General features: G+C 40.3%; 6 protein-coding genes and 1 pseudogene. 5 read left to right on the forward strand and 2 right to left on the reverse strand.

What is annotated here, in order from left to right:
* Nucleotides 1-140: 140 nt before the first annotated feature.
* The 4 genes and pseudogenes from F6K38_RS33155 to F6K38_RS33170 all read left to right on the forward strand — a co-directional run.
* Nucleotides 141-263: pseudogene (locus F6K38_RS33155) on the forward strand (leucine-rich repeat domain-containing protein); the annotation flags it as partial.
* Between the two features lie 132 nt (nucleotides 264-395).
* A complete protein-coding gene (locus F6K38_RS33160; protein ID WP_287359362.1) occupies nucleotides 396-2429 on the forward strand; it encodes a COR domain-containing protein in 2034 nt (677 codons plus the stop codon).
* A gap of 251 nt (nucleotides 2430-2680) precedes the next feature.
* Nucleotides 2681-2905 carry a hypothetical protein gene (locus F6K38_RS33165; protein ID WP_008188571.1) on the forward strand — a complete coding sequence of 75 codons (225 nt, stop codon included), beginning with the start codon at nucleotides 2681-2683 and terminating at the stop codon, nucleotides 2903-2905.
* A gap of 125 nt (nucleotides 2906-3030) precedes the next feature.
* Nucleotides 3031-3165, forward strand: a complete 135-nt coding sequence (locus F6K38_RS33170; protein ID WP_008188569.1) for a hypothetical protein — start codon at nucleotides 3031-3033, stop codon at nucleotides 3163-3165.
* Nucleotides 3166-3255: 90 nt separating this feature from the next.
* Here F6K38_RS33170 and F6K38_RS33175 read toward each other — a convergent pair whose 3' ends face one another.
* On the reverse strand, nucleotides 3256-3468 hold the full coding sequence (locus F6K38_RS33175; protein ID WP_131827246.1) for a hypothetical protein: 213 nt from the start codon (nucleotides 3466-3468) through the stop codon (nucleotides 3256-3258).
* Nucleotides 3469-3665: 197 nt separating this feature from the next.
* Complete coding sequence (locus tag F6K38_RS33180; protein WP_008188565.1) at nucleotides 3666-3941, reverse strand: hypothetical protein; 276 nt, start codon at nucleotides 3939-3941, stop codon at nucleotides 3666-3668.
* A gap of 152 nt (nucleotides 3942-4093) precedes the next feature.
* On the opposite strand from F6K38_RS33180, the gene F6K38_RS33185 reads away from it, so the two are divergent.
* The gene (locus F6K38_RS33185; protein WP_287359365.1) at nucleotides 4094-6190 is read left to right on the forward strand and encodes a pentapeptide repeat-containing protein; all 2097 of its coding nucleotides are present in this window, start codon (nucleotides 4094-4096) and stop codon (nucleotides 6188-6190) included.
* Nucleotides 6191-6243 lie beyond the last annotated feature (53 nt).

The raw sequence follows: 6243 nt of genomic DNA on the forward strand, positions 1-6243 counted from the left end.
CTTTGTACAAAGATGGCCTTCCTTTGATGAAACGACTAATTCAAGCTCGTTGCTCTATTACTGCTCCTCCTACTCTTCCGATACCTCTCTAAACCTGACCAAACGTCTTTCCAAAAGAGCCACACCCAAATAAATTAACAATAGTCCCAGAATCCCTCGGAAAGCTAACTAACTTAATCCTGCTTGATTTAACCGAAAATCAATTAACAATAGTCCCAAAATCTATCGGAAACCTAACTAACTTAACCATACTTTATTTAAGTGAAAATCAATTAAAAACAGTTCCAGAATCCCTCGGAAACATAACTAAATTAAACCTACTTTATTTAAACAAAAATCAATTAACAATAGTCCCAAAGTCTATTAAAAAACTTACCAAATTAACCCTGCTTAATTTGAGCGAAAATCAATTAACAATAGTTCCAGAATCTATTAAAAAATTTAACGATTTAACCGTACTTGATTTAAGCAAAAATCAATTAAAAACAGTCCCAGAATTCATCACCAAGCTTACCAACTTAACCGAGCTTGATTTAATGGTAAATCCCCTTGAAACTCCACCAATAGAAATTGTAAAAAATGGGATTGAAGCAATCAGAGATTATTTCCGACAACTGCTGGAAGAAGGAAAAGATTATATCTATGAAGCAAAACTCCTGATTGTTGGTGAACCAAGTGCTGGAAAAACAACACTAGCCAAAAAGATAGAAAACCCAGACTATCAACTACAAAACGAAAAATCTACAGAAGGAATTGACATTATCCAATGGGAATTTCCACTGGAGAACGGTCGAGACTTTCGGGTTAATATCTGGGACTTTGGGGGACAAGAAATTTATCACGCCACCCATCAATTCTTCCTGACCAAACGTTCCCTTTACACCCTAGTAGCAGATACCAGGAAAGAAGACACAGATTTCTACTACTGGCTTAATATAGTAGAACTCTTAAGCGACAACAGTCCTCTCTTAATTATCAAAAATGAAAAACAATATCGTCATAGAGAAATAAATGAGCGCGCCTTACGGGGACAGTTTACCAACTTGAAAGAAACCCTAGCAACAAACCTAGCTACGAACCGAGGTTTAGAGGATATTCTTACCCAAATTAAATTTTATATTAGCAACCTCCCCCACATCAAAGAAGCAGCTTTACCTAGAACATGGAAACAAGTCAGAGAAGCTTTAGAAGAAGATAGCCGTAATCACATCAGTCTGGATGAATATCTACAGATCTGCTCAAACAATGGGTTTACTTTATACAACGATAAATTACAGTTAAGCGGGTACCTACACGATCTGGGAGTGTGTTTGCATTTTCAAGATGACCCTCTATTAAAGAAAACGGTAATTATCAAACCGGAATGGGGGACTTATGCTGTCTATAAAGTGCTGGATAACAATCAAGTTATTCGGAATCTAGGTCGCTTTAACCGCGCTGATTTAGAAAAAATTTGGTCGGAAGAAAAATATGCTTATATGCAGGATGAACTGCTACAATTGATGATCAAGTTTCAACTTTGCTATCCAATCCCTGGAAGTGAATATAGCTACATCGCGCCACAACTACTAAGTTTAAATCAACCTGAGTATGATTGGGATGAATCTGACAATCTAATTCTCCGCTATACCTATGAATTCATGCCCAAAGGTATTATTACTCGGTTTATTGTGGTCATGGATAAGTGGATTTACCAGCAGCAATATGTCTGGAAAAGTGGAGTTATCTTAAACAAAGATAACACCAAAGCAGAAGTAATTGAATATTACGAACAGCGAGAAATTAAAATTAGAGTTACTGGTAGACATAAACGAGACTTGTTGACTACTGTTACTTACGAACTAGATCAGATCCATAAGTCTTATAACCGATTGAAGTGTAGTAAGTTTATCCCCTGTAATTGTTCTACTTGTAAAAACAGTCAAAATCCTCATTTCTATGAATTTGATCAATTAAGAGAGCGGATTGCTTATGGTAAGGATACGATTGAATGTGGTAGTCCTCCCTATAATACAGTTAAGGTATTAAGTTTAATTGATGATGTGATAGATTTAAAGAAGTTCACAAAAGATGAACAACCAGATATAGATCGACAGCTAAACAAAGCTGCTAGTTCTATTAATATTAATATTGAAGCGACAGGTAGTAAAACTATGTCTGAAAAAAGCGAAATCAAGGTTGGGGACGGAAGTACGGTCATAGGAGCAGCAGGTAGAGATTCTAACAACAAGAATTTAGAAGTTACCTTGAATGAGTCACCCACAGAGAAGAAATGGAATCTCTCCAATAAACTTGCTCTGATGAGCATAATAGCGACCTTATTTGTAGGATTAGGGGCTTGGCTGTTTGGCGGACTTCTTAATGACAAGGTAATACAATGGTTTAGTCCAGAGCCAGCAACACAACAAGAGCAACTAGATGAATCCTAGGGTGGGCAGTGTCTAGCAAGGGGCTTTTTAAGAGGATATATATTCAGCACTGCCCAGCCTACATAAGCTAGATGAATCGTAAGGTGGGCAGTGTCTAGCAAGGGGCTTTTTAAGGTGATCCCTATTCAGCACTGCCCACCCTGACAATTTCTCCTAAAATTACCTCCCCAAAAAAAATTTTTCAAAACCCTTGAAAAATTAAACTATAATCATTACAATAATCATTATAAACGTAATTGAGTTTTTTAGTCATGTCTACAGACTTTATTCCGAATCAAGACAATAATGCTGATGATTCTAAGCCGAAGAAAAAACGTATTAAGTATATTAAGGGTTCTCCTGAAGCAGTAACTAATACTATTTACGGCCTTTATGTACTGGGGTATGCAGATGTTTCCGAGTGGAGCCCTTTGCAGCCGACGGGTATTCCAGGGGAAGTAATTAGTTTTGCAACCAAGTATCGGACTTGGCGTTAATAGGTTAAATTTCTGGGGGGGTTTCCCCCCCCGGTCAAAGGATCCGATTTGTTCGCGTAGGATCACATGCGGATTGATTCGGAAACTGATAGATATGACATAGGGTTTACAGCAGTGAAATAGCCGTGGATAGTATTTCTACGGCTATTTTTTTTGGTTTTAATTTAATGGAATTGGGAAGTGCGATCGCGCCCCGCGTGGCCAACGGCCAATCCGATCAGATTCCGATTGGGGCTACACCGATGGTGGGCAGTGCCTAGCAACGGGCTTTGTCAGCTGATCTGATCTGTATCAAGCACTGCCCACCCTACATGAACTATTTATATATAGTGCAACTTATTATCTTAGCACTATTGATAACTACTATCCTGCCCCGGGTCTTTAGACCGGAGAGTGTCAACATAGACTTGTCTTAAATTTGTCAGATGATAGTCGTGTTTTAAGATTGAGCTGTCACGAACGTTGTACTTAATCTCTTCTAGGAAGAGCAGTTCAACCACGGACGGAGCCAATTCGGGGTTGTCCATGGCAGTTTCAAACAGCCAGTTGGTGTCGCGGCTCAAAAAGAAGTCCAACATAGTAATTTAGTAATCAGTAAGATGCACCTGTGTGATCAGCTGTGCGGGTATACACAGCTGCTAATGGTTTATCTCATATTTGTAAAAAATCCGGAAAGAATGTGCTGGATATACGAAGATGGCAAAGAAACTGGGAAATAGCTGGAGCCTCTAAACTTAGCTTATTCTTGAACAAGTTTTAATTAGCGATGGGCTTGAATTGGGATGATTGGTTTTTGCCAAAGAGTGCGATCGCGTAGCGTTGCCGTAGGCCAATCGCGTTTGAATTGGGATATTGGTTCTGGTGCGATCGCGTTTGAATTGGAATGTTGGTTCTTGGTACTGGTGCGTTCGCGTAGCGTGGCCGTAGGCCAATCGCACTGCTGGTAACAGTGTTCTAGTTCAGATGAACCTAACTGAATACCTGCGTTCGCGTAGCGTGGCCGTAGGCCAATCGCCTTTGGCTGTGCGTAGCGCATCCCAGGGGTGGGACGGTAACAGGGTTACAATAAAACCTATGTGACCAAGTAAATTTATTCCTACGTAAGTATTTCCGGAATCCTGATTCATCGACTGTAGTTTACATCGAGGAGCGATTCGGCCTTCATTCAACTATATATAATTATCGCTAATGAAAGCTAAAGAAGTTCTGAGACGATATGCAGCAGGACAACGGGATTTCCAAGGGGTAAATCTTAGAGGTCAATCGTTTCAGGAGAAAGACCTTTCAGGAGCAGATTTTAGTTACGCTGATATTCGAGGAACAAATTTTAAGAATGCTATTCTAAAGGAAACTCAGTTCTGTAAGGCAAAGGCTGGATTACAAAAACGGCAGGTAATTGTTCTTCTGTTGGTTTCCTGGATAACGTCAGGACTATCAGGAATTATTTCTTTATTGGGTGGGGTGTTAATAACGTCAATATTTGTGTCTAGCAAGGTAGAGGTACAAATTTTCGGCTGGATAGCACTGGTTGTAATAATTGTCTTATTTTTTGTTATCCTTCGTCAAGGCATCGGAGGAGCCGTAGCTTTCGCCGTAGCCTTAGCCGTAGCTTTAGCCGTAGCTTTAGCCGTAGCCGTAGCCGTAGCCAAAGCTGTAGGCGTAGCCTTAGCCGAAGCCGCAGCCGGAGCCTTAGCCGAAGCCGTAGCCGTAGCCTTTGCCGTAGCTGTAGCCTTAGCCGTAGCCTTCGCTGTGGCCGTAGCCGTAGCCGAAGCCTTAGCCTTAGCCGTAGCCTTTGCCGTAGCCGTAGCCGTAGCCGTAGCCTTAGCCGAAGCCGTAGCTTTCGCCGTAGCCTTAGCCGTAGCCTTAGCCGGAGCCTTCGCCTTCGTTTTACTTGGCACTTACCTGGGCTGGCGTGCTCTAAAGGGGGACCCCAGAGATGCCTGGATTCGCACTATTGCTATTGCTTTTGCTGCCACAGGAGGAACAAGTTTTTACAAGGCTAACTTAACCGATGCTGATTTTACGGGAGCTATTCTTAAAAGTACAGATTTAAGAGAGGCTAATCTTACTCGTACTTGTTGGAAAAATACTATTAAGCTTGACCGAGCTAGACCTGGTAATACTATCTTAGCTGATACGGCTGTTAGAAAATTATTGGTTAGTGGTAATGGTTACAATAAGTCTTATGTTAATGGTAATCTTAGAGGTACAAATTTAAAAGGGGCTAATTTAAATAAGGCTAATTTAAAACTGGCTGATCTTAGCGAAGCAACTTTAGAGGATGCTAATTTAGAATGGGCTAATTTAACTAAAGCTAATTGCGTTGGTACTGATTTTACCCATGCTTATCTTACGGGAGCTTGTTTAGAAGCGTGGAATATTGATTCAACAACTACCTTAACTAAGGTTGATTGTCGGTTTTTATTTTTACTAGAGAATCCCAATGATATGGGAAGTCGAGAGCGTCGTCCCCATGACTTTAATCGGGTTTTTGAACCAGGGGATTTTGACAAGCTTTATAAGCAGATTACGAATACGGTGCAGATTCTTCTGCGTAATGGGGTTAATCCAGAAGCATTTCGTCAAGCCTTTCAAAAATTAATGGCGGAAAATCATGAAATTACTGGTGATTCGATTCAAGGAATTGAGAGGAAGGGAAATGATGTTTTACTTACTTTGGAAGTTCCAGAATCAATAGATAAGGGTAAGGTTGAGAGACAATTTTTGGAAAGTTATGATAATGCTAGGTTGGAAGATGCTAAAATAATTGCTTTTCTAGAGGGTAAAGATGAGGCTAACACTCGCTATGTTCATAACTTCAAGGATGTTATAGACGCTTTGATCAGTAACCAGTCATCCAATTCTATAGTCAAAGTTATAAATAAAGCTGAAGCGGAGAATAATATGTCAGATAATTCACGTAATTTTAATATAGACCAAAGGCACGCTATTAATGCTAATGCTCCGGTCGCGACCGGCGACAACGCTACACAAAATATTGAGAATAATAATGCGACACCAGAGCAAAAACAAAGCCTAGCCGAAGCAGCAGCTGAAATTCAGCAACTTCTAAACCAACTATCCCAAACTAATCCCACTACAACGAGCAAAGAAAAGATGATAGTTGTCAGTGAAGTTGTTGACCAAATTGAGAATAACCCAAACCTAAAAGCTAAGGTTATCAATGCCCTGAAAGCAGGAGGAGTGGAAGCTTTCAAGGAAGCCCTAGACCATCCTTTAGTTAACATTTTGGTAGCTACCATTGAGGGATGGGGGGAGGCTTAGGGGTAAGCTATCAGTTATCAGCTATCAGTTATCAGCTATCAGCTATCAGTTAT

It is taken from the genome of Moorena sp. SIO3B2 (genome assembly GCF_010692525.1).
GTDB classification, from domain to species: domain Bacteria; phylum Cyanobacteriota; class Cyanobacteriia; order Cyanobacteriales; family Coleofasciculaceae; genus Moorena; species Moorena producens.